Raw genomic sequence first — 22,717 nt, 5'->3', positions numbered from 1 at the left:
CACAGTATAAGATAATTGCCTAAGTAATTAATTGACTGACATCAAGTTTAGAAAGTTCTCTTTTATCGTTTCTAAGCACCTCGAATCGGATTGCAACAAAAAAAGCAATCCTGGAAAAATAGCTTTTCTTCCAGAATTGCCTAGTTCATTTAATCTGTTAAGCGGCCTTGACTTTTGCTTTAAGGACCGGATAGCCTACGTTTTCGATAGCTTTTTGAATCTCTTCAATCGAAGTGACAGCTGAATCAAAATTGGTTTTGACTTTGCTGGAGTTGAATAATACTTTAATGCTGTCTTTATCAATACCGTTAACTGATTTCACAGCACCTTCAATTTTTTGCATACAACTTGGACAAGACAACGTTTCTAATTGCAATATAGCTTTTTCCATAATTCCTATCTCCTTTATGTGTTTTTATTTTATCGGCAGCAGATTAATGAACACTGCCTTTTCCTCTTTACAACTGTAGTATAGCTCCCTTTTAGCAAACGAAAATTGACGCATATCAAGTTTTGCACTTCTTTTTATCTTTTTGCTCAATTCACCATCTTAATAGTCTTTTTCTGCCCCTTATTGCCATCAGAATAATAAGAAATTGGTGGATAATCTTGTCTGCGTATAAACCATACTACAATCGCGCCAATAAACAGGGCCAGAGACAAGGCTTGCGAAACGCGGATCCACTCGCCAATCCATAAACTGTCCGTTCGCATACCTTCAATGAAGAACCGACCCACTGAGTACCACAAAACGTAACTCAAAGCGACTTCTCCTTGACGCAAAAGCTGCTTTCGGTTCCGTATAGTGACGATGAGGACAAAGCCCAACAAACTCCACAATGACTCGTATAAAAAAGTCGGATGGTAGTAGGTACCATTGATATTCATTTGTTCAATGATAAATTCAGGTAAATAAAGATTTTCCAAGAATTGACGAGTAACCGGTCCACCATGAGCTTCCTGATTCATAAAATTGCCCCAACGACCAATGGACTGGGCTAACAATACATTGGGCGCTAAAATATCAAGAACGAGTGCCAAAGAAGTACCTTTTTTCTTTGCATACCAATATAGCGTACCCCCTCCTGCAATCAATCCCCCATAAATCGCAATGCCGCCATTCCAAATCGCAAGGATTTGTCCTGGATTTTGCAGATAATAACCAAGTTCAAATAACACATAATAAAGCCGAGCGCCGAGGAGTCCAATCGGAATTGCCCATAAGGCCATATCGATAATGGTATCCTCTTCCAGTCCTTTTTTCTTTGCTTCCTTGGTGCTCAACTGGAGAGCCGCTAATATGCCCACTGCAATAATGACTCCATACCAATGAATCACAACAGAACCAATCTCCACCACATGGGGATTCAAAACGCCTAATACTAATCCCATTCTATTTGCTCCATTTCTTCAATTTTTCGCGTCATTCTAGTCATGGTGATGCTGAACAAGATTCCGGCTAAGCTCCATGGAAACCAAACAGTGAATACACTTTTATCTCCCTGGTCACTCGCTTCGTAATACGCCACTTTTCCGTGTCCGATTACGCCGGCTCCTTTTACAACTTCCTCTTCTTTTTCCATAGCTAACCTATCTGCCTCAACAACGTTAGACGTTTTTGCTTCGCCGCCAATCGTGTTCTTGGTGAAAGGGACGACAAAGAATGCACCCGCTGCTGACAACGTGATGGCAACTATCACCCAAAAATAATGCACATTCACCCCTACTTATTTTTACGTTTTGTTCGACAACCCTATCTTAAAGAAAAATAAAACAAAAAAACTTGAGGGTTATCATGTTTGTGCTTTTATTTTTCCAATGAATGAAGGTCGTTCTGTCTTAAAAAAGCCAAAAACGGACAGATGGAAGCAAAAGCACTGAGTTCTGTCCCGTTGTTAATGAAGAGCGACAGAACACCAACGTGTAGAAAAAAGTGTGTCCGATTATTCGCTGTAAAGCAATAAATCATCTAAATCCTGAATCTTGATCCTTTTCCCAGACAGCTGTTGAATCAATCCCTCGTCCTCCAATTCTCCAAATTTGCGACTGATGGTCTCAGGTGTCGTTCCTAAATAGGAAGCAATGTCCTTTTTTTCCATCGGCAGGGTGATGGTGGGAGAGTTGCCCATTTCAGGTTCCACATTTTCTGCCAAAAACAAAACTAAACGGGTAATGACACTCTCCAAGGCTACTTGTGTCGTTTGACGTTCTGAACTTTCTAACCGTTTAGACATTTCCGCCAATAGTTTTAAAGAAATAGCTGGGTATTGTTCCAGAAAATCTTGGACATCTTTTTGCTGAATCATACAGACAACGGTATCTCGGGTTGCTTCGGCATATTCCTCGTGTACTGCATCCGGGTTGAACAAGGTCCATTCTCCGGTGAAATCACCAGGGTTCAAGATCCGCACTAGCTGCTCTTTGCCAGAGTCTGCCAATCGATAAATACGGATTTTCCCACGATTGATAATATATAAAGTATCCTCTTTTTCTTGTGAACGAAACAGAAACTCTCCTTTTTGATACTGTTTCGTGTGGGCTTTTTCAGCAATGTAATTCATCGCGCTATCCTCTAAGTGATTGAATATTGGAACCAAGCGGATACAGGCTGCGTGGTCGCCAATTTCATGATGGGTATGTTTAGTCAATTCATTCTCCCCCTTTATTTATTTTGTTTATATTCGCTGCTTTTATTATATAAGTCTCTTACTACAAAAAAATTGATGCACATCAAGAAAATGGAAAAAGGACTGGAAAGAATTCCAATCCCTAAATCAGCTTCTACTTTTACCTTAATCTTCATCCTCATCAAGAGCGTCATCATCTTCTAATGCTTCTTTACCAATGAACGCTTGCAGCATCCAAATGTTCTTGTCTAAGTCATTTTTAAAAGCAATCAATGTATCTTCTAAAGCATCGTCACCCTCGTCTTGAGCTAAACGAATCGCGCGAATAGTTAGGTCACGAGTGCTTCTGAAGTCCTCGATAATATTTTCAACCATGTCTTCTGCTTTAGCGTATTTATTAACTGCATCTTCCGAAAGCATCGAATATTTTTCAAATTCAACCGTTGTCGAAGCAGGTTTATGCCCAGAAGTAATTAGACGCTCCGCAAGTTTGTCGAACCATTTTTCATTTTCGTTATACAACTCTTCAAATTTTTCATGCAACGTAAAGAAATTGGCTCCTTTTACATACCAGTGATATTGGTGCAGTTTCACATGTAATGTATGCATGTTGCCTAAAAGATGATCCGCAATGGCCGCTGCATTAATTTTCGTATGATGAACATGTTCCTTGTGTTCTTGTTCTTCTTGCAATCTTTCTTGGGGTGTTCTTTCTTGAGTAGCTTTATTTTCAGTCATGATTTATTCCTCCTATAATTTTGGTTTGTTTAAAATAGCTTTCTTTGATTCCTCCTTTTTCTTTACTGAATTTAGTATAGGATAGATTTCCGTTAAAAAAATTGACGCTCATCAAGAAAAGTATTTCTTAATAGACGCCAGGCTTCTCTATTAAATTCAACTGAAATAATCAAAGGAATGAAGTCGTTCCCTCCAAACAAAAATTTCATTAAAGTAGGGCCTAAAAAAAGAATAGCAACTATACTTTGTCAAGAGACCTGACTGCTATTTTTTTGCTTGTTATTCTTCAATTACCAAATGTCTTGCCTTGCAGTATATTTAATGCTCTTTCTCACTAGTGTTGCATGCAACACTAGTGAGAAAGAGTATTAATAAGATTAACCTAGAAGAATAACTTTACTTTATTTATGTCATACCATAAATAAAAATTGAAAAGAATTTTTTATTTATTTTTAGTAGATCGATTAATAGGAGTTTTAGCTTGGGAGCGTCAATAATTTTGTGTAAATGGTTCTTTCCTACTGTAGATTGTTTCTAATTCTCCATCGGTTGACTCAGCATTTGTTCGAGCTCGCCTTCGGCCTGTTGGAAACCTTTATGACTGCGACCTAGGAATTTTTGGTTGTGAGTATCAAAAGACGAGACTAAGAAACGTTCCATCGACTCTTCATTTTGGAACTGTTCCTTGCGGTGGCTGTATTTCTTGATTTGCTTATTAAAGGATTCAATCAAGTTCGTAGAGTAAATAGTCTTGCGTATGGCTAATGGGAAATCATTTCAGCACTCGTTAAAAGGTGCTGACTTTCAACTGCCTGGCACAATAATTTTCCTTTTTCAGTTACAACAAGTTTATTCTTAATCACTTGGATATATTCTTTTTGTTTTAACGCTTCAATAATACTTGCTCTTGTTGCTTCTGTTCCAATCCCCTCAACTTCTTGTAAAATTTTTATTGCTTCTTCATTATCAACCGTTTTATTCGCCGTTTTCATAGCGGTTAAAAGTGTACCCTCTGTAAAAGCTTTTGGCGGTTGCGTTTCTTTTTCAACACTCTTAACATCAACTTCGGCACGTTCGCCAATGATACTACATAAAATTGTAACCACTGGTTTTAAGAGTAGTGTATCATCCCAAATCATATAATTAATTGACTGCGATTGTTATAAAACTCACGGTAAGCCATATAACTAGCAATAAACGAAGAAATCGCAGTAACTGAAATCAACATAAACATCACAACAATTTGGTAACGAATCGCTTGAACAGGATCAATTCCCGCAAAAATCAACCCTGACATCATACCTGGTAGGCTGACAAGTCCAACCGTTTTTGTTCGGTCAATAGAAGGAGCCATGCCCGTTTTGACGCTTTCTCTTACAATACTCATGGACGCTTGTTTTTTATTGGCTCCCAATGCCAATTTTTCCAATACCTGTTGGCGTTGGTCCGTAAATTTTGAATTCAAAGACCGATAGGTCACTCCAATCGCAGTCATGGCGTTGCTGGCAATCATGCCTGTAATTGGAACGATTTGGGAAGGGGACCAGTCAATGACTCCTGAAAAAACAAGAATGAGTAAGGACAAGGCTGTTCCTACTCCAATAGCCGTCGTTGAAATTTTAAAAGAGCGGTTGATCCCCTCACTGCGTGTATGGGCGTTATAAGAAGCGTTGAACACAATGAACAAAACCATCGCTAAAGTGAGAAAGTTGTTATCCACTCGTAATACGTAGCTCAATACATATCCAATAAGGAATAATTGAACGACAGCGCGAATTCCCGCAATAAAAATGTCGTTTCCTAATCCCAATTTCTCTTTGTAATCAATCAACAAGGCAACTATCAAGAGGACAGAGGATAAAAGCAAAGAAAGATTACTGATTTCCAAATTGTTTGTCATTTCGATTCCTCCATTTTTCCACCTTTGATAGTAATCAGACGAGAAGCTTGGTCGATTTCTTCCTGGTTGTGAGTGACGGCCAACACCGTAGTTTGTTGGTCTTTCATCATGTCTCGGACTAAATCAAGGACAATCGCTCTGTTTTCTTGGTCCAATGAACTGGTAACTTCATCCAGGAGCAACACTTTCGGTTGATACATCAAATTTCGGACCAATGCAACCCGTTGTTTTTCCCCTCCTGATAGTTCCTTGACCTCTTTCGATAAGTAAGTTTCAGGTATTTGAACTCGTTCTAACAATTTTTTTGCACGTTCCCGATCAAATCCTTCTTCTCTTATGCGGGCAGGAAAAGACAAGTTCTCTTGAACTGTCTCATCGAATAGAGAAGCGTTTTGAAAGAAATAAGAGACTTCTTTTCTATACTCCACAGGATCGATTTTTTGCAGATCCGTACCTCGATAATAAATTTTTCCGGAAGTTGGGGAAAGCAGCGTACCAATTAATTTCAAAAGGGTACTTTTTCCACTTCCAGAAGGACCAGAAAAAACAATCACTTCCCCTTTGTTTACTGTAAAAGAGATATCTTGAAGGATTTGGTTTCCGTTTGCCTGAAAACCAACCTTCTCTAATTTAAACAATGAATCACTCATACCACTTCTCTCCTTTATAAAAAAGCCCTGCACCAGTGGACCATCCATACGGGTGCAGGGCTTTTGTTTCATCCTAGTGTACCTCAGTGTTCGTTTGGATCGTTTTTGGCGTCTTCATGAGTAGGGTGAACCGTTCCTTCAAGGTGATCTGGACCAGCATAAATGGTATACAGTCTGAGCGGCTTATCACCGGTGTTTTCGATGTTGTGCCACATGTCCGCCGGAACAAATACGGCGTCATCATCCATCACTTTTTGTTGAACATGTAAGTTATCTTTAGAAGGCCCCATTTTACACACGCCTTCTCCTTCTTCAATACGGATAAATTGGTCAATGCCTTCGTGCACTTCCAAACCGATGTCATCGCCCGGTTGAATGGACATTACGGTGACTTGCAGTTTACTGCCTGTCCAAATGGTCGTCCGGTAATTATCATTTCCTGTGGTGGCGTCTTCAATATTAATGATATACGGCTTCTTCCCATGATCCTTGTAGTCTATTTCCATCTTCCATTCCTCCTAGTCTTTTTACTAAAACAATGATACCTACTTCTTATTTATAATAATTCTAATTAATGGTACCACATCTAAAATTCTATGCAAAAAATTGGCTTTTTGGAGAGCGATTCTAAACAAAGACCATATAACGCGCAATTACAATTGGTACCCCTTAATCCTCAGCACATAAAGGAAAAAATATGGAATCAAAAAATAACCGATATGTACTCTGGTTATGACTTGAATCAGGGAGAATTTCAGAGACGACACATCATACTTTTTTAGTTTGCACTTGTAAACTAACTAGCGTACATTAAGTTTATGCTCACTATCAAGCGTTGTCAATCCTTTAGAATCTTATCAATTTCGAAAGAAAGTAGCAAGGTTATTGATTGTGACTGTAAAAGTGGGGTGTTCCTATAAGCACATTAAACTATCTTCTCTAATTTATCATGCTATTTAAATTCTGTTTTTTCATGAGAATTTTTGTCCAAAACTTGTTAAAATGATTTTAAAAAATACTTACATACACAATCCCCAAAAAACACTAATGTCATTTCAGTCAAAAAAGATACCGCAGAAAATTTCCACCTGAGATTCAATACGATATTACTCTCTTGACAGCCAGCTTAATTCCTTAGTTGAATAGATTATTAAAGTGCACAAAAAAACAATGCGGCGTTTGTTATATTTTCTGGTATAAGCGACGGTGCTATAAACTTTTTTGCAGATTAAAAATCATATGAATTTAACTCCAGTAATAAGAGTTTAAGTGCCAATGCATGCATGATTCTTTCAATTTCCGTTTTATGAGTAGACAGAGCGATTCCTTCATTGCATTGGAAAATGAGTTTGTTTCTCGTAATATGTATGCTCTCATTTTTGGTTGCATAGTATTCTCTCCATTCGTCTTCATACATAAGAACGCCTCCTTTGATCATCCTATATTTAAGTCCTTCGTTATTAATATACGTAAAAAGTTGGTATTTTATTTTTATTTTCTCTCTCTTTAAAAAAACTGAAAGAAGAGCGGTTTACAGGCATTTTCATGGATAGTTACCCATAGATCAATCTGAAATGAGCGTAGAACTTCCCTCTCAAACACTGGTTTTTTAGAGAAATACGAAATATTAGGGTTATTTGCAGAATAGCTACTTATTCTTACAAAGCAACAAGCGAGCAAAAGAAAAATTCCTTTCAAGCGTTTTTTGGCGGTACACTATTTTAGCGACAGGCAAGATAGCAAATATTTTTTACAACTGGTTTGACTGTCGGCGACGACAGCCCACAGCCAAAAATAAAGAAGTCAAGGACTGTGAGGGTGGAGATTTTTTGGTGGTCTGCCAAAAAATACTTACCCGTTTCTTGACTTATTTAAGTGTTATTCAGTTTTAGGCTATTACAACTGGGTGACTGAGACGATTTTGGGGGCTTGCCCCTTTTTTCCAAAAGGGGCAAGGTCTAGATCTTGTGTTTTTATTTTTTTGGAAATTCAAAAGCTAATTTCATTTCGTCATTCAGTGTTAACTTTGCCGAGAAATTGCTTCCTTTTTTACTTTTGAACCCTTTGATTAAACTCGTTTCTCTTTTGCTTAATAAATCTTGGACATTTTTCTTTGTGAGTGCTTTTTGGCTCCATCTTTTAGGAAGCGTAAATTTGCAACCGTCTTTGTAGCCCGAACAGCCATAAACTTTTCCTTTGTCTAGGTTTTCGAGTGTATCAAACCGCTCTTTGTATTTCCCTTTGTACTTACCATTCGAGTGTGTGAAAGTGGCATACAACTCATAAAATGGCTTGCTGACGAAATGTTTGATTTCTTCGTTGCGTTGGTAAATCAAGAACAAAGTCGGGGTTTGGACGCGTCCAACGCTAAACACGCCTCTCATGCCGTTTTTCTGCATATAAAGCGTGTAAAGACGGGTGAGATTGATTCCTACCAGCCAATCAGCAATTTGTCGGGTTTCTGCTTCTTTGTAAGTGGAATAAAACGCCTGTCCGTCCTTCAGATTTTGAAATCCTTTTTTGATTTCGCTAGTTTCAAGCGAGTTGATCCATAAACGTTTAATGGTTTTCCGGCTATTTCCCGAAAGGTTGATAATCAAGCGGGCGATTGCTTCACCTTCTCGGTCGCTGTCGGTCGCAATCACGATTGTTTCCGCTTCATCTAAATGCTTTTTGACGATCTTGTATACCTGTCAATACGGATTGAACTGTTGTTAATGCTCCGGAAATTCTTCCTTGAATATCTCCTGCAGCTGCACCTAAATATAAAGTTTGGAAATTATTTTGTAGAAAATTCATAGCTCACTCTCCTTTATTTTTCTTCTTCTCTTTGTAAAGCTATTGTTTGTTCTTGCTTTTGTTCTCTAGCCTTGAAATTGTTTATTTGAGTAATCTTTGAGCTCTTCAACTGCTTCAGCTGTCAATCCACTTTTCTGTTCAATCTGATAATTGACTTGTTACAAGTGCCTTTAAGAAACTAAAAGAATACGGCTTTTATCAAGGGACAGAACATCGTACCATTAAATACCTGAATAATTTGATTGAACAAGACCATCGTTCAGTAAAGAGACGCAATAAATTCTATCGAAGTTTACGCACTGCCTCTACCACGATTAAAGGCATGGAAGCCATCCGAGGATTATATAAGAAAACCCGAAAAGAAGGCACTCTCTTCGGGTTTTCGGTCTGTACTGAAATCAAGATATTATTGGGAATCCCAGCTTAAATCATAGATACCGTAAGGGATTTTATTCTTTATTTAAAACTTTGCAACAGAACCTTTTTTATTTTTTCACTCACTAGCTCCCACCGCCCCCGCCGCTTAGTGGTTCAAAAATAAACGGGCGGCTCGCCCTGGCTGAACGAAAAAGAAAAGGCTGCTGAAAGAGGCCGGGTCATTTGTTACTTCTTATTCACACCATGCTCAGGACGATTCTTCTCTTCTGGTTTTTCTGCCACATATCGGATTTCACGATACGCTTCAATCTCTCCAACGATTTCTTCAAAGCGATCATTTAGGCCTTGACTGTTCCATTAGGTAAGGCATCTTCAGGAGCGAACCTTTTAGGTTCGCTTCTTTTTTTTCTTTAAATCCAACAAAAAAAGTACGCGTGAGAGACACACGTACTCATGAATAGTTTTAGCTCATTGTCCTTATTTTATGTGATAAAATGAAGCGTCGCCTTCCTACAAGTCTTAGCGACTGAAGGAGGTGTTTTGAATGTTCGACGTGTTCGTTTGCCCCCTTCTTGTCGGAATAATCGTTTCCTTATTCAGTTATTGGCTGAATAACCGAAGCAAGAAGTAAAACTAAAAAAGGCGACATCAGCCCACGAAAAAAGCCCTGGAGAATCCTACCTCTCCAGGGCTTACGTGTTTCAAATGTTCGATCGTTTGCCCCTTCAGTATAGCACGAATGTAGTTAATTCTCAATTATAGGATTTCTATTTCATCCTTGGGCTTTCATTAACCGCTCGTTTGTCTGTTGACTTCTCAACGTTCTTTTCGATCAACTTATTCAACTCAGTTGCTTTCATGACTCTTTCTTCAAACTTATTCTTAGGCCTAGAACTTTGTTGTTCATGCGGCAAAGGTTCGTCTGAAGGAGGACGTGTAAGGTTTCGATTTTCGGTTCTTCTTTTGGTGTTTCAGGAATTTCAGGTGTTACAGTTTGCTCTTTGTTGGTTAAATCCACGTGCTCAGCTGCTTCTTTTTCTTTATCTGATTCATCTAGTTCAGCCAGTTTTTCAGTCCACACATAAGACGTATTTTTATCGTCTTTCGATGTGTCTACAAGCGTTTCAATGACTTTTTCCATTGTCTCTGATTTAGCAACAAAATCTTCGTCTGCTTGATAAACTGGTGTAGCATTCTTAATATCACCATTTTGGATTCTCCAAAGTGTAATCTCTTTAAGGCGATACTTCTGTCCTACCTCAAGACCGGTCAGTTTTGCCACATCTTTCATTGGCGTATCTTTCCCTGGTGTGAATGTATCCTTACCGTTGACTGTCGCTTGTGTAGAGATTTCAGGTGCTTTGACTAAATTATTCGTGATCATGAGTTTCCCTAAAGAAATTTGATTCGAACCTTCGTTGATCTTGCTTGACTTGTTGTTTTAATTTGAACGTTCTTATCTTCTTTTGCTTGGGCAGTTCCTTGGAATAAAAAGCTGCTTATTCCAATTAAAATTAAACTAAGTAATCCTGCTAATTTGAATCTCTTATTTTTCATCTCTTTCCCTCCAAATAAAAAAAAGCCACCTCTTTTGAGTTAGCTTAGTGTCAGTCATAAATATCCTTTATGAGCTATCAAAATAAATTTTATTGTCCATCATTATTCCTCCCTATAAAATATTTATATAAAAAAGACCTTGTAGAATAATTTCTACAAGGTCTGAATTATCGTTTGTAATTAGATTTGTCTATAACCAAAGCCTGTTGATCCGGTTGGTGTCTCTCTTGCGTATTTATCAATAAACGCTTTTGCTTCACCTTCAGTTGCAAATTTCTTTTGTCCTGGTTTCAGGGCATAGGATTGATCTTCATCAGCAGGAACGTTGTACCAGACGGTCCAGGTTAATTGTTGTGATCCGCCACCGTTTCCTCCATTGTTACCGCCAGTGTTAGGAGTATCTTTCCCTGAGTAGAAAGCCACACCTTCATATCTCCAGCCAGCCCTAACCAAGTTGTTTTTCTCACTTGCTAATATGGTGAAATGATGGGTACCTGATTTCGCATTTGGGTTATATAAACGATAAACCGGTGTCGAACCACCAGATTTCCACGATTCCCCTTCATAGCGCCAGCCTTTTCCTTTTAACATATTTACTTCGTTCATGTTCAAAGTGTAATGATGATCTCCCCCGTTATTCGGGTTAAACATCCGATAAACTCTTGCTCCTTGACTAGGTGCTTCCCATGCTGTGCCTTCGTTGCGCCACCCTGCGCGAACCACGAATGGGATCTCGTTGCCATTTTGGGTATACAAGTGTTCTCCTGTGTTTGGGTTATACGCACGATACAACGTTGATGCCTCAACGTCTGTGGTACTTGCCAAAGCAACCCCTGTAAATCCTAATGCCACTACTAAACCAACAATCCACTTACCTAAACGACTCATTTTCATTTTGAAATCTCCTTCTTAACTATTTTTTTGAAACACGGCTCTTACTTTTTTTAAAAGTTCGATCACAAGCACGTCATTTGCCTTTTCCAAGAACAAACACTCTCTTGCTTCATAATCAATCGTTGTTAATTGATCCAGCATTACCTTACCTGTTGTTTTCATCCCTAGCTCTTTGGGAATAGCCACGTAAAGTGGATATACCCGCTTTGTTGTAGTTATTGGCGCAACGATGACTACATTACTATTTGCTGCAACAATATTGTGACTTAGAACAATATACGGTCTTTTTCCTGTCTGCTCATGTCCAGCTCTCGGCGCTGCGTTCAACAACAATATGTCTCCCTGTTTAGGTACATTTACCATTTCTCATTACCTACGGCTTCTCCAAGATCTTGTAAATCAACTTTTTGTCTTCCACCGTGATAGTTTTCAAAGAGTTCTTCAATAGTTGGGTCTTTCGCTTCGTTTTCAGATTGAATCACTAAACGTCTTCTACCGTCAACCACTTCAATTTCCATCTGAACCTGATCGTTTTCGTGGAGATTCATTGTTTTCATAATGCTTTTCGGAATTCTCATTCCACTACTGTTTCCCCACTTGAGAATTTTTAGAACTTCCATACACGTGTCCTCCTTTGTTGATACTTACAGTGTATCATAAACAAAAAAGATTGTATAGCCATAATTATACTTTATTGAATTGTTACCGCACGCCCGTCGCGTTCGGCATTGAATTGCCCCATCGTAACCCAGGCTCTTGCGCCTCGATCGTATAACATATTTTTACCACCACTGCCTGCGCCTGCATTTGCTGAATAATACAATGGATCATAGACTAAGAATTTCCCGTTATTGTACCCAGCGATCACTTTTGCATGATTTCTATTCTTATCGGAATTCTTCTGGTACGAAGAAAAGCCATAATATAGAACGGGTTGACCATTCAACACACGATTAATAATTTGTACGGTATTTGATCCTGAAATATCTACTGTATTTCCGCCATAGGTTTTACCATATGCTGCTAACGCATTCGGTTTGATCACCCAACCGAAGCCAGCGCCAGTATACACATTTCCTTTTTGGCCATTCGGATTACTTGGATACATTGGCAAGCGGTCTTGCATCGTTCTTAGGTTTGGTCGGATATTCTTTGATCCAAGGATCATTGCTAACGAAGCAGACGCACATCCCCAAGGCGCCTTCACAGGTGTGTATTGGCTAACATAAGGAACACTATTGATGATGTTCGTTGATTTAGCAGGAACCGCGCCACCAGTGACAGACCAAGAAACGCCTTCGTACCGCCACCCACGTCTGACCAAATCACTTTTTTCAGATTCTAACAACGTATAATGATGGCTGCCAGCGTCTCGTGCATTTGGATTGAACACGCGATAAACTTTTTGGCCGCCGTTTGGTACTTTCCAAGCGACACCTTCATAGCGCCAGCCGGCACGTTTGATTTTGTCGATTTCCTTCGAATCTTTGGTATAAAAATGCTCGCCTGAGTTCGGGTTATAGGCACGGTACAGATTACTACCGCTGCCATCAATTTGCATACTAATGCCTTCATAGACCCATCCTAATGACATTAGATTGTCTTTTTCGCCACCGTTTAACGTGTGTAAGTGTTCTCCTGAATTCGGATTGTACACGCGGTAAACAGGTTTTAGACTTGCTGCTGCATACGCTTCGACAGGAAGTGACGCGCTGCGTGCATCTTCTTCGGCAATCTCACCAGTTTCTGGATTGGGAGCCATAACCTCTTGTTCAGGTACCGCCCTTACAGCAGGATTGAGATTGGTCACATCTGGAGTTTCGGGTTGTTCAGCTTTCGGCTGGTCGCTTTCTGACTGGCTTGATTGCGTTTGACTTTCTTCGGTTCTATTTTTTCGAGTTTCGCTTGTTTCAGTCGTACTGGTTTCTGATTGGACTGTTTGAGACGATTGTTCAAGGACATTTTCCGCCTGAACAATTCCTCCCAGCCCTAAGGGAACCGTTAACAAACCAATAACTAATAACTTCCAACACTTCTTTTTCATATTCTCCCTCTTTCCTAATACCATGACCTTACTGATCGTTATTTCAAAAAAATCTTTTTATTCAATTTGTTACTTTCTTTTAGCTTTGAAGTAGAAACTACCGATCACGCTAGAAGCTATCACTCCTAAGAAAGTACACATCAAAGACTCTCTGAAGCATTCACCTGTCTGAAAAGTAATATAGGATAATAAACCACATAAGCTTGTAAGAATTAAAACTTTTCTCAGGTCATTTCTTAATTCATATACACTCAAATTATTCAGGTTTTCATTTTCCGAATGTTTCTTTAATCTCGTATACATGACTGCCAATTACCTCCGATACATTACAAGTAAAAATTTTCATTTTTGCTCTTTCACTTATTCTAACTGTTGTCCTTCAGTAAGCGGCGCTTACTTTCTTTCATAAAAATCATTTAGGGTAATAAGTCCTTATAAAAACTTTATTGTGCAGTTCAATGCTAGATACGACCTTATGAATGTATTCATCTGACTCGTACTGTTCATTAACAATGTTAAGCGCTTTATAAGAACTATTGGCCAATACATTGGAAACGGCAATTTGCTTCCATCCATTTGTTGTCTTCGTTGATTCTCTCGTCTCAATGATGTATAGTTTCATGCTCAATCACTCTTCCTAAGATAAAAAAGATCAAAAACTCCTAACATTAAGCTTAAAGAAAGCGGATAGCAATTGATAGGCCCATACCCTGAACGGTGAATAATTCAATACAAATGGTCATTATGCTCACTCATTTCTATATTAATTATCCTCTTTATTTGTAATCGTTAATGTTGATTATTACTTCTTATTTTGTCTTCTATTGGTGTTAGTATCAAATCTTAGACAACTTTTCGTGGAGACAGAAATAAATTAAACTTATCTACGAGAGGATGAATTTTATGAACCGATACGAAGAAAATTTCAAACAGATAATTGTTGATCTGAATCAAACTGGACGTTCTGTTCGAGGGCTAGCGAAAGAATATGGCTTATCTGAAGCAACGATTTACAAATGGAAGAATTTATATTTACCTAATCAGTCCACAGGACTGACTGGAAAAGAAGTGGCTGAATTGAGAAAAGAAAATGCTCGTTTAAAAGAGGAACTTGAAATCTTAAAAAAAGCCGCAGCCATATTCTCTCGAAAGACCTAAATTCGCTTGTTCAATTTATAGAAAAATGGTGTAAGGATTACACTGTTTCTTTGTTGTGTCGGTTATTAGAAATTCCCAGAAGTGTCTATTATTTCTATAAAAATAAACCTTTAACTGCTACGCAAATAAAAAATAATTTCTTGAAACGGAAAATTACTGATATCTTTTTTGAAAACAAACAGCGATATGGTGCGACAAAAATCTATCATGTATTGCTCAAAGAAAACATTTCAGTTTCACTTAGACACGTACAAAAACTAATGCGACAACTGAGTTTACGTTCTATTACTATTAGAAAATACAAACCACAAAGTAATAAACAAGCAGTGGTATCCAGAGTAAATATCTTAAACCAAGATTTTTCTACTAAAACGATTTGTGAAAAATGGGTGGCTGATATCACTTACATTCCTACCAAGAAAAATAGTTGGTGCTACTTGTCTTCAATCATGGATTTACATACTAAAAAAATTATTAGCTATACATTTTCAAAACGAATGACTGTAGATTGTGTGATCCAAACATTGAATAAAGCAAAAAAGCATTATCCCATTCCAGAAGGAATGATTCTACACACTGATTTAGGCAGCCAATATACAGCAATTGACGTGGAAAACTGGCTTAAATCCAACAAAATAAGACATTCCTATAGCCTAAAAGGAACGCCTTATGATAATGCGGGAATCGAATCTTTCCATGCCTCATTGAAAAAAGAAGAAGTATATACGACTACTTACTCAGATTTTGAAGAAGCAAATCGGTCGTTATTTAGCTACATTGAAGGATTCTATAATCGAAATCGAATCCATAGTTCGATTGGTTATCTAACTCCACAGGAGTTTGAAGATCTGTCAAGAGAGGAAATGGCATAGCCGTCTCTACTAAAATTTGTCCAAGATATTGACTCAAATCCATATATTCATGATTATTTCCAATCCAACCTCTTTATCTTGTCTATAATTTTTCGTTAGAATATAGTGATAACTAATATATGAGACAAATATTGCTTGCGTTAATGCTGTTGTTCCGTTATTTTGAACCACCTTAATGCCTCTATTTACTAACCAATTGTTGAAGTCCTTAAAAGTAAAACTCTTACCAAAGTGATTGCTGCAATACTGATCTATTAGCCTTGTGTACCCTCTGCTATCTGTTTTGATTGTTTTAACAGATACCTCGTCTTTGGGATTAACCATTAATACCCTTTTATCATTTAGTAATTCATTATTCGATTGGACAATACTTTCTTGTTTCATTCTTTCCCTCCTTGAAGTTTTACGCTTGCTAGCTAAGTTGATAATTCATCTAAGTTTTTCAATATTTTTTCCTCTACTAAATCAATTTTATATCCAAGTAACTGAACTATCTCTACAAACTCCCTATCTCAGCCTTCGGGCATCAAAAACTGTTTACGATTTTTGTCGATAATTCCGCTCATTTTCTCTATAATCTCTTGTCTCTTAATTTCATCTCTAGTTTGCTGATACAATCGGTAGTAACCTCGTAAATAGAGTAATGGATGACCCTACGTGGATCCAACTAGACTTTTCATTGCTAAATCTCCTTTCCTCCGTTAGCGGACGTATCCTCTCTGAACGTTAAAATTCCACCTCAAAACTGTGTTAGACTTAAGATGTACGAAAACAGCCTCATGAAACATTTCTCTGAGAACAAATCTATACAAAAACTAAAATTGAAATGGAGTTGGAATTATGAAATTAGGTTTTATAAAGTCAAATTTTCCAAATGAGCGTCGCGTCCCTTTGTTACCTGAACATATCAAGCAATTCGCCAATTCAATTTATATCGAGAATGGTTTTGGTGACTCGCTAAGTATCCCTGATGATAATTATCGAAAAGCAGGTTGCACTATTGTAACCCGTTCTGAAATTTTTGCCTCTTGTGAGGGAATCTTCTCTCTCAAACTCCTCCAACCATCTGATTACGACTTGATTCGTCAAAATCAGATGATTATTGGTTGGACTCATCCACTGGGATCAGGTAAAGAATTTATGGAGACTCAAGCAATTCCTAAAAATCTCTATATTCTTGATATCGATAATCAAAGACCCATGATGTACTATCAGGAAAATGCTTATCCTACACAGTTGATTCCTAGAAACTTCGTTTATCAAAACAGCTTCTATGCTGGTTATGCCGGAGTATTACATGCTCTCTTGAATTTTGGCTTATTACCAAATAGTAATTGTGAGATTGCTATTTTAGGGTCCGGAAATGCAGCTCAAGGTGCTTTCCATGCGATCTCAAAAATTTCTTCTTCTGTCCGACTTTTTTATCGAAAAACACTTCCGCAATTCAAACAACAACTTTCTAAATACTCGATTATCATTAACGGCATTGAAGTGGGCGATTCGGGTAAGCCCATTATGACTATTGCAGAGCAAGGGCAGTTAAAAACGGGGGCCTTTATTATTGATATAGCAGCGGACGCTGGAAATGCAATTGAAGGAAATCAGACAACGACCGTACCTGATCCGATCTATCAAAAAAATGGTATTTATTACTATACTTTACCTAACACGCCTACCTTCGCTTACCGAAATGTCAGCCAAATCCTAAGCGAACAATTTAGTAAGTACATTTTCAAAAATGATATTTCAGTCTTCATTGATGAAATTGAAGACAAATAGTAATGTTGAACAATAGTTCAACTCCACTGGCAATATTTTTCAAATCTTATTTCAGATATTATTGCTAGGTTGAGTAGCCGACTCATCTGATGTTCGTTAGAACATTTATAAACTTCTCAAAAATATACGTGTTATACTAATGCAGAGCTAAAGAAACAGTCGAAGTACATCATTTTAGCTCTAAGCCAGTTGCGGAAACAGCTGGTTTTATTCATCCTTCATGGTCCTTATTACGTTTTACTTACGTTGTTCCTCGTATTCACATTAAAGGGCTTTTTAATGTTATGGTTATTGAATACCACGAGGATGTGAAAACAATGATTAACTTTTATCCTGTACACGTTTATGTTTCTAATTACCGAATGTACTCTTCCCTAGAAAAGGCCCACTTCAATAATTCTAAATCCAAAAATATTACAAGTATATTTGCCGTTTTAAATTTGAAGGAAATCAAATCAATGAAAATGAATCTGTTTATCTACGACATTGATATCAATAGTTTTGATACAATGAAAAGCGCTGTGAATAATTGTAAAAAAATTATGAATAAATAGGTCCTGTCTTTTACACTGAGTTAACTGCTCAGTGTTTTTTCTTCAATAAACTGAGTTAGTTGGTTTATTAAAACTATCTTTTTACCCCTTTAAAAAAATTGCTTGTGGTAAAAATAATTCGCAGAAGGTGAGTATCTGTGTCCATTGAATTAGAACGTTCTCTTGAATTAAGAAAGATGCACTTAGAAAAAGAAGATCAAGAGTGTAATCATGAGTATGAAAAAGAGGTTTTTAACGATATTCCCACTGGAGATTACGCTTGTAAAAAATGTGGTAAATCTATTTCTAAATCCTTTTACATTGGACTAATGAAGGTTAAACAAGCACTAGATTAGTTTAATGCTTCTTCTTTATTGACTTGGGTTACCGGATAGTTCCAGATAGTTCTATTCAATTATGTTACACTCAACAGAAGAGGTGATTTTTATGTTAAGAACACAAATTGATGTTATTTCTTTAATGAAATCAGTTTCATTGCGCGTAGCTGATTCTTTCGACAGCGCTTCTGTTATTGCAGAATTTAAAACTCCTGAAGAATTGCTAGCATATTCAGAAAAAAATTTTGATTTCTTTTCTGAGGAATTTCTAAAGTCCTTCCGTAAAGATTTTCAAGACGCTTATGTCACTGAGATAATCAAACAATTAAAAGAACAAAGTGTGTCCTTTAATTAGACTCTAAAGCAGAGTCTTTTTTATTTATGCAACTTCTGCCTTGATTCCCGTCGTTACTAGACTTTTTATCCTAATTTGTATAACCTTATTTAAAAGGGAGTGATTCCGTGTTAAAAAGAGTACTAACATCAATTTGGGTAACATTCATCTATCTTTTTGTCTCCAACCTTGGCAATTTGTTCTTCGGAGTTAGCAAAACTTTCAGTTGGACGACAACTCTGTGGGAATCTCTATTTTTCTTTATCTTTGTATTTTTACTTTTGCAGTTTAAAAAGAAGTGATATTCTCCTATTCTCCGTTAGCATACTTTCCATTTAATTTCTGATATCATGTTAGTGAAGGTGTCAATGTGAATTTTTTTTATGTTTTTTTCAGCTTCTTGACTAGTTTAGGTATTCTACTAATGATTTATGCTTTTTATCGTGACTTCAAAAATTTAACTTTACTTCAAAAGATTTCACTCATAATCATTACTATTGGCGGGACAACTTTCCAAAGCTTTGACACTAAATCGTCAAATCGTTCAATCAGATACGCTTCCGTATCGTTTTCTAAAAGCCAATCAATTTCTATTTTCCAAACTGCTCCTTTTTTCGCTGCGTTAAAGATGTGCCCTTGGAAATCTTGTGGAATAGCTATGAAACATTCTTTGAGCTCAACAACAATCGCTGTAAAAACTGTTTCATCTATACCGCAATTCTGTTCATAGAAAACAATTCTGATAATGTCTCCTGACTTAAGTTGTTCACTCTTCGTTAACGCCTGCTGCATCATTCGATTTTCTCCCTCAAATAAAAATCCGTAATTTCTAATTGTAAATGTTTCTCAAACTTCAGCTGAACATAAATCTTGTCAATTTATTTGTGATCTCATAAGAGCACTTTCGATAATCTTTGCGAAAATATAGGACAGGATCGTACAAAAAGCAGAAACTATATAACCCGTGCCGACAAAATACAAACCAATAGTTAAAACAGCGCTAAATACTGATAAAAACTTTGCGTTTCTCAAATCTTTTCTTAACTCCCTCATAGAAACACGATTGATCATTTGAACGAGTTCATGTCTTTCCGAAGGCTTTTTGTATGATGTATGCATTTTCTATCAACTCCTCTACAACTTCATATGGATAAACTTTTTTCTTTGAATTCTTATTCTGTTGATCTACTAACCAATCAAGCTTTTCGCTCGTTCCTTTTTTGAAGACAAATTTCCTTCGCGGATTCTTAGTAGGCAAGGTGGGCCCTCCTTCACTATAGGGTGGCCCCTACTTTTTCTTCTTCATACGAGGTAACACTAATTCGCCACGATTGATATTCACGTCATCAGTGACGTAGCAGCGATAGCTGCCGTCAACTGCTAAAACAACCTGCTTAATAGGGATTTCTGTTTGCTTTTTGTACTTTGTAACTAAAACAATCCTCTCTAAGTTATAAATGGATTGACCGTCTAGTACCTCATTTTCAAATAGTGACAAGCTCATGTTTGGCATGACTTTGATTGCTACCATGATATTCTTTTTATCCCAAATCGGATCGACTGTTTTTCCGATTGGAAGTGTGATCGTTTTTCTTTCTCGCATTGGTATGCTCCCTTCTTAGTATCCTGGATACATAGTGTAGTTAAACGTTTATTGTTTACTAAATAATTGTGTATTCGTAGAACAAAAAGCTTTCGCAGATTTTTACAACCGGAGAAATCTAACTCCTATTGAGGCCGGATATTCGCTCAGTATCGATTATACGTCTTCGCAAATCCTCAAATGTTTGGTGGCTCACCATTCCTTTTGAATGGTTACTCCAAATCCCTTAGTAGCCATGCTGATTAATTTGGAGGGGGTTCTACTTCCCGAACTTCATCTATTCAGTTTTGGTTCCGAAAGCCCTCGTCATCAGCGCTTTTCGGATAATGTGTTAGAAAGATAATTGCTAGTGGTTATCTAGCAAACAATAAACGTTTAACCTTGATTCTTTAATCTTGTTAAGCGATCAATCATTTTTTACTGTAATAATGTGCTAGCATTTGCTTTGCATACTCCGTATCTTCAATCCGCTGGATCATTTGATAAAAATACAACGCACGATTGTTTCCAGAGCCATTCCCTACTGAAAGCCACTTATTTTTTCTAGTCGTTCGTAGCCTTGTGTCTGGACAAGCTCTCTCAGCGATCACTTGATTCTTTTGATCAAAGATAAAACGAATCTTGGGAAATATTTCCTCGACGCTCACACGATCTACCTGAACAGGTACTTTCCGTCCATGTTCAAAGAAATAGCAATACTTCACCGCAAATCCTTCTTCCAAAAACCAAATTTGATTATTCAACAATTTAATTTTTGTACTGACTGTTTCTAAATCTTTTGCTCGTACCTCAATCCCAATTGCACCCATAGGACACCTCCAACTATTTTTTATTAAGAATCAGCTCTTGTCTAAAACAACAAAAAAAGGGATACGTAGTCTACACTACGTATCCCTTACTCGACTCACGGGGCATTTATCCAACATTCGCATTTAAAAAATATCAATAGAAGTCCTATTACTCGAAAATTCGTTCCCTTTTGGGGTGAAATATTCTAACAATACTATTCTAATTTTGATATAATGACGAATGTCTGGAGAAATCCATGACAGCCGAGGGTTAACGTAGTAAGGGTCTTGTCTTACTACCTCAGCTGATCGCTGACGGAGCCTGAGAAACTCCCGAGATCAGTTGAGCCTTTGGTTATTTTTTTCAAACAATATAGCATCCTGCTTGAGAGGCAAGAACTAATTCGCTTTCAGTTTAAGCCTTTCATTCCTGTTAAGTCAAGAAGTAGTTCTAAAAAAGAATCATTCTAACAAACTCTCAAGTATAAATTACTTAGCCAAGCATACTAATTCTCTGTTTTTTTATCCCCTTTCTTTCTGTTCTCTTATTCGATACTTCACATGATCAATTCCCACATAAAACGGCATATTCATCCAATCAACTAGCAAGTCAACGTTATTTATATTTAACCTCGTAACTATATTAAGCACAATAAGAATTTTGAAAAATAAATTGTCAGAATAGTTGCGAATCAGAATATTTTTACATAGACAAATAATCAAAATAGCTTTCAAATGAGATAGACGTCTTAATCTCACAGATAATTATAACAGAGTTCTAACCGAAAGTGAACACATGTTCGGTTTATTTTTTTACCTTTTAGGATTGAAAAACACCCGTTCATGATATTTTTGGAATATCCACGCAAAATGTGCTAAAATCCCGCCTCTCAAAAAAGAGTTATCAGATTCAATTTCACGCCTAATCTTTTCGTTTTCGAATCACAAAATCGTGGACTTCTCGATTGAACTCTTTATCTGCTCCGTCCCTGGCTTTTCCTTTTTTAACGGATTCAGACTGTCTGTTCTCCTTTGGCATGGTTGGCGATTTTGTTTTCTTGACTTCTTTATGCTCCTTGACTACATCTGCGTATTTCATTTTCTTATAGCCCTTTTCCGTCTTTTTATACAACCAACTCACGGGTCTTCGTCTTGTATTCATGAATCGCTGTTTCTGTGACGCATTCTCAATAATCCGTTGAACTAAAACATATAGTTTCTCTTTCCGGCCGTCCTTCGTATGCAATATGATAGGCACAATATCCCCTTTAGAGATCTTGTCATTGATCTTCTCTGAAGACTTGAACTTTAAGTTTTTGTCAGTCCGTTTGAATTTCTTATCAACCAATTCAACAATAATTCCTGTATAAACAACCTTTTCAAAAGCTGACCTTTTTTGCTGCTCGATGGCTTTTTCACCTGACTTTATGGCCGGATCTTCATCAAATATTTTCGTCAAGACCCCAGTGTATGCAGCTTCTTCTTCAGGCGTTCGATCATCGATTACTTCGAGAACGTAAACAAGCTGTCCATCTGAAGAAAAAGCGAGCATTCCAGGCTTTAGATCCTCTGAAATTTTCTGCTGATCCACTCTAAAATAATATTCTGTATTTCTTAATTTAACAGCACCGCTGATCTTTCTCTTTTCAAGAACGACATGTACAGTTTTTGCTAACACTAAAATCACTCCCCCATAAACTATTCTTAAACAACGCTATCTCAACC

At 37.4% G+C, this 22,717-nt stretch carries 28 protein-coding genes and 3 pseudogenes; 6 read left to right on the top strand and 25 right to left on the bottom strand.

What is annotated here, in order from left to right; genetic code table 11:
- Positions 1–157 precede the first annotated feature (157 nt).
- The 13 genes and pseudogenes from PGP85_RS20835 to PGP85_RS20775 all read right to left on the bottom strand — a co-directional run bounded on the left by PGP85_RS20835 (position 158) and on the right by PGP85_RS20775 (position 8,714).
- On the bottom strand, positions 158–391 hold the full coding sequence (locus PGP85_RS20835; RefSeq protein ID WP_003103602.1) for a heavy-metal-associated domain-containing protein: 234 nt from the start codon (positions 389–391) through the stop codon (positions 158–160).
- Positions 392–537: 146 nt separating this feature from the next.
- Entirely contained in the window at positions 538–1,392 is an 855-nt protein-coding gene (gene lgt, locus PGP85_RS20830) for a prolipoprotein diacylglyceryl transferase (protein WP_071858786.1), read from the bottom strand.
- Complete coding sequence (locus PGP85_RS20825; RefSeq protein ID WP_270329109.1) at positions 1,383–1,715, bottom strand: hypothetical protein; 333 nt, start codon at positions 1,713–1,715, stop codon at positions 1,383–1,385. Before PGP85_RS20825 ends, lgt begins: the two co-directional genes overlap by 10 nt.
- A gap of 228 nt (positions 1,716–1,943) precedes the next feature.
- Complete coding sequence (locus PGP85_RS20820; protein ID WP_003125436.1) at positions 1,944–2,648, bottom strand: Crp/Fnr family transcriptional regulator; 705 nt, start codon at positions 2,646–2,648, stop codon at positions 1,944–1,946.
- A gap of 144 nt (positions 2,649–2,792) precedes the next feature.
- Positions 2,793–3,365, bottom strand: coding sequence for a Dps family protein (locus PGP85_RS20815; protein WP_002292150.1), 573 nt, complete (start codon positions 3,363–3,365; stop codon positions 2,793–2,795).
- Between the two features lie 534 nt (positions 3,366–3,899).
- Positions 3,900–4,139, bottom strand: a pseudogene (locus PGP85_RS20810) (transposase); the annotation flags it as partial.
- A pseudogene (locus PGP85_RS20805) lies at positions 4,139–4,456 on the bottom strand (DNA topoisomerase); the annotation flags it as partial. The pseudogenes PGP85_RS20805 and PGP85_RS20810, both read right to left, overlap by 1 nt.
- Before the next feature lie 44 nt (positions 4,457–4,500).
- A complete protein-coding gene (locus tag PGP85_RS20800; protein ID WP_002318452.1) occupies positions 4,501–5,265 on the bottom strand; it encodes an ABC transporter permease in 765 nt (254 codons plus the stop codon).
- Positions 5,262–5,915 (bottom strand): ABC transporter ATP-binding protein, encoded by a 654-nt coding sequence (locus PGP85_RS20795; protein ID WP_010742427.1) that lies wholly within the window; start codon positions 5,913–5,915, stop codon positions 5,262–5,264. Before PGP85_RS20795 ends, PGP85_RS20800 begins: the two co-directional genes overlap by 4 nt.
- Before the next feature lie 83 nt (positions 5,916–5,998).
- Complete coding sequence (locus tag PGP85_RS20790) at positions 5,999–6,421, bottom strand: cupin domain-containing protein (RefSeq protein ID WP_002307506.1); 423 nt, start codon at positions 6,419–6,421, stop codon at positions 5,999–6,001.
- 722 nt (positions 6,422–7,143) lie between these two features.
- Complete coding sequence (locus PGP85_RS20785; RefSeq protein WP_002311028.1) at positions 7,144–7,332, bottom strand: hypothetical protein; 189 nt, start codon at positions 7,330–7,332, stop codon at positions 7,144–7,146.
- 556 nt (positions 7,333–7,888) lie between these two features.
- Positions 7,889–8,560 carry a type IA DNA topoisomerase gene (locus PGP85_RS20780; RefSeq protein ID WP_270329108.1) on the bottom strand — a complete coding sequence of 224 codons (672 nt, stop codon included), beginning with the start codon at positions 8,558–8,560 and terminating at the stop codon, positions 7,889–7,891.
- Between the two features lie 13 nt (positions 8,561–8,573).
- The gene (locus tag PGP85_RS20775; RefSeq protein ID WP_002316998.1) at positions 8,574–8,714 is read right to left on the bottom strand and encodes a hypothetical protein; all 141 of its coding nucleotides are present in this window, start codon (positions 8,712–8,714) and stop codon (positions 8,574–8,576) included.
- Positions 8,715–8,871: 157 nt separating this feature from the next.
- On the opposite strand from PGP85_RS20775, the pseudogene PGP85_RS20770 reads away from it, so the two are divergent.
- Positions 8,872–9,141, top strand: a pseudogene (locus tag PGP85_RS20770) (DDE-type integrase/transposase/recombinase); the annotation flags it as partial.
- A 495-nt stretch (positions 9,142–9,636) separates the two neighbouring features.
- Entirely contained in the window at positions 9,637–9,723 is an 87-nt protein-coding gene (locus PGP85_RS20765; protein WP_114526121.1) for a type I toxin-antitoxin system Fst family toxin, read from the top strand.
- Between the two features lie 225 nt (positions 9,724–9,948).
- On the opposite strand, the gene PGP85_RS20760 is transcribed toward PGP85_RS20765, so the two are convergent.
- The 6 genes from PGP85_RS20760 to PGP85_RS20735 form a co-directional block, all read right to left on the bottom strand.
- The gene (locus PGP85_RS20760) at positions 9,949–10,476 is read right to left on the bottom strand and encodes a hypothetical protein (protein ID WP_270329107.1); all 528 of its coding nucleotides are present in this window, start codon (positions 10,474–10,476) and stop codon (positions 9,949–9,951) included.
- An 8-nt stretch (positions 10,477–10,484) separates the two neighbouring features.
- Complete coding sequence (locus tag PGP85_RS20755; protein WP_270329106.1) at positions 10,485–10,649, bottom strand: hypothetical protein; 165 nt, start codon at positions 10,647–10,649, stop codon at positions 10,485–10,487.
- Between the two features lie 180 nt (positions 10,650–10,829).
- A complete protein-coding gene (locus PGP85_RS20750) occupies positions 10,830–11,543 on the bottom strand; it encodes a hypothetical protein (protein ID WP_010742448.1) in 714 nt (237 codons plus the stop codon).
- Positions 11,544–11,558: 15 nt separating this feature from the next.
- On the bottom strand, positions 11,559–11,906 hold the full coding sequence (locus PGP85_RS20745; RefSeq protein ID WP_010742449.1) for a type II toxin-antitoxin system PemK/MazF family toxin: 348 nt from the start codon (positions 11,904–11,906) through the stop codon (positions 11,559–11,561).
- The gene (locus PGP85_RS20740; protein ID WP_010742450.1) at positions 11,900–12,163 is read right to left on the bottom strand and encodes an AbrB/MazE/SpoVT family DNA-binding domain-containing protein; all 264 of its coding nucleotides are present in this window, start codon (positions 12,161–12,163) and stop codon (positions 11,900–11,902) included. Before PGP85_RS20740 ends, PGP85_RS20745 begins: the two co-directional genes overlap by 7 nt.
- 71 nt (positions 12,164–12,234) lie before the next feature.
- The gene (locus PGP85_RS20735; RefSeq protein WP_114526114.1) at positions 12,235–13,587 is read right to left on the bottom strand and encodes a C39 family peptidase; all 1,353 of its coding nucleotides are present in this window, start codon (positions 13,585–13,587) and stop codon (positions 12,235–12,237) included.
- Between the two features lie 903 nt (positions 13,588–14,490).
- Between PGP85_RS20735 and PGP85_RS20730 the strand changes: the two genes are divergently transcribed.
- A protein-coding gene (locus tag PGP85_RS20730; protein ID WP_270329121.1) for an IS3 family transposase occupies positions 14,491–15,617 on the top strand; the annotation gives its coding sequence in 2 pieces (ribosomal slippage) (positions 14,491–14,719 and positions 14,719–15,617; 1,128 coding nt in all).
- Between the two features lie 33 nt (positions 15,618–15,650).
- Here the strand turns inward: PGP85_RS20730 and PGP85_RS20725 are convergent.
- A complete protein-coding gene (locus PGP85_RS20725; RefSeq protein WP_071862921.1) occupies positions 15,651–16,001 on the bottom strand; it encodes a hypothetical protein in 351 nt (116 codons plus the stop codon).
- Between the two features lie 456 nt (positions 16,002–16,457).
- Between PGP85_RS20725 and PGP85_RS20720 the strand changes: the two genes are divergently transcribed.
- The 3 genes from PGP85_RS20720 to PGP85_RS20710 all read left to right on the top strand — a co-directional run bounded on the left by PGP85_RS20720 (position 16,458) and on the right by PGP85_RS20710 (position 18,622).
- A complete protein-coding gene (locus tag PGP85_RS20720) occupies positions 16,458–17,396 on the top strand; it encodes a Rossmann-fold NAD(P)-binding domain-containing protein (RefSeq protein WP_270329104.1) in 939 nt (312 codons plus the stop codon).
- Positions 17,397–18,087: 691 nt separating this feature from the next.
- On the top strand, positions 18,088–18,285 hold the full coding sequence (locus PGP85_RS20715; protein ID WP_010742455.1) for a hypothetical protein: 198 nt from the start codon (positions 18,088–18,090) through the stop codon (positions 18,283–18,285).
- 91 nt (positions 18,286–18,376) lie between these two features.
- Positions 18,377–18,622 (top strand): hypothetical protein, encoded by a 246-nt coding sequence (locus tag PGP85_RS20710; RefSeq protein WP_010742456.1) that lies wholly within the window; start codon positions 18,377–18,379, stop codon positions 18,620–18,622.
- 447 nt (positions 18,623–19,069) lie between these two features.
- Here the strand turns inward: PGP85_RS20710 and PGP85_RS20705 are convergent, their stop codons facing one another.
- From PGP85_RS20705 to PGP85_RS20685, 5 genes are all read right to left on the bottom strand, one after another.
- The gene (locus tag PGP85_RS20705; protein WP_010742457.1) at positions 19,070–19,396 is read right to left on the bottom strand and encodes a hypothetical protein; all 327 of its coding nucleotides are present in this window, start codon (positions 19,394–19,396) and stop codon (positions 19,070–19,072) included.
- Between the two features lie 286 nt (positions 19,397–19,682).
- Positions 19,683–19,859, bottom strand: a complete 177-nt coding sequence (locus PGP85_RS20700) for a hypothetical protein (protein WP_016249952.1) — start codon at positions 19,857–19,859, stop codon at positions 19,683–19,685.
- A 30-nt stretch (positions 19,860–19,889) separates the two neighbouring features.
- Positions 19,890–20,204 carry a hypothetical protein gene (locus tag PGP85_RS20695; RefSeq protein WP_010742459.1) on the bottom strand — a complete coding sequence of 105 codons (315 nt, stop codon included), beginning with the start codon at positions 20,202–20,204 and terminating at the stop codon, positions 19,890–19,892.
- A 410-nt stretch (positions 20,205–20,614) separates the two neighbouring features.
- The gene (locus tag PGP85_RS20690; protein WP_177184086.1) at positions 20,615–21,013 is read right to left on the bottom strand and encodes a hypothetical protein; all 399 of its coding nucleotides are present in this window, start codon (positions 21,011–21,013) and stop codon (positions 20,615–20,617) included.
- 901 nt (positions 21,014–21,914) lie between these two features.
- On the bottom strand, positions 21,915–22,670 hold the full coding sequence (locus PGP85_RS20685; protein ID WP_114526113.1) for a hypothetical protein: 756 nt from the start codon (positions 22,668–22,670) through the stop codon (positions 21,915–21,917).
- Positions 22,671–22,717: the final 47 nt, after the last annotated feature.

Origin of the sequence: Enterococcus malodoratus (genome assembly GCF_027659535.1) — a bacterium.
GTDB lineage: Bacteria > Bacillota > Bacilli > Lactobacillales > Enterococcaceae > Enterococcus_A > Enterococcus_A malodoratus.
Note: the sequence above shows the minus strand (reverse complement) of the source record. Positions and strands in the feature narration are given on the sequence as shown.